Source organism: Mesorhizobium sp. LNHC229A00 (assembly GCF_000502415.1).
In the GTDB taxonomy this organism is placed as follows: Bacteria; Pseudomonadota; Alphaproteobacteria; order Rhizobiales; family Rhizobiaceae; genus Mesorhizobium.
The window spans coordinates 1-883 of the sequence record NZ_AYWQ01000111.1; the positions used below are offsets into that span (position 1 = coordinate 1).

1 protein-coding gene is annotated in these 883 nt (G+C 54.5%); it reads left to right on the forward strand.

Annotation, left to right across the window (positions count from 1 at the left end):
• Positions 1-186: 186 nt before the first annotated feature.
• A partial coding sequence (locus tag X742_RS1000000173625; RefSeq protein WP_198019291.1) for a metallophosphoesterase occupies positions 187-883 on the forward strand: 697 nt, incomplete at its 3' end.

Sequence of the window (883 nt, forward strand, 5' to 3'; positions counted from 1 at the left end):
ATTGAGGCTCCACAGCAAGAGCATGCCGGACGCAACCGCACATCAGGGTATACTCCGATGTGCGCCTTGCCCTCTGAGTGCGAACCGGTCGAGACAGGGCAGTCGCTTTATTTGGTCGCCCAATAGCCTCGCATAAATGCGCTTTCTCAGCTATCGATCAGGCAATGTTGAGAGAGAGCTCCATCGATGGCTAACGTCACCATCCTTCATTTGACTGACATACATGCCGGGCGGGGCCAATATTCAGACGTCGACGAAAAGGTCAAGCTGACAGGTGCCGACGGGCCGACGCCGCTCGCACGCCTATCCGACTACCTCTCAGCATTGTCTAAGCGCCCTGATTATGTCGTCGTGAGCGGTGACATGACCAATCGCGGCGACCAAGGAGGGCTTAATGACGTTCGCCAGTGGCTGCTCCAGCAGGTGAAGGCAGGCAAACTTCCCGATCGTGATCACATCCTCGTGGTTCCAGGCAATCATGATGTAACCCGCAGAATGCGTAAGACCGATCCTGACACGCGGTTTGATGGCTTTTGGAGAACATTCGGCACAGCCTTTCCACATGCGGTGGTACCGCATCGAGATCCAGCCTCGCCAACTCCTTTAGTATCCCCTGCGATGATGATCGGAGGAATTAGCATTACCACAGAAGACGGAGAGGTACGACTAATTGAGAGTCTCCCTTTCATCCTCGACTTAAACGCCGACGTTCTAATCTATGGATTTAATTCGGCGCATGCTTGTGGTTATCCCCTCGAGCCGGACGAAAAGGTCATCGAACCAATAGAGGCGGCAATCCGGACTGCTGAGCCGCTGATCGCAAAGTTGCTGAGAGGATCGGCTGACGCTTATCTGAACTCGCTAGTCGTTGATGGGGGAGAGG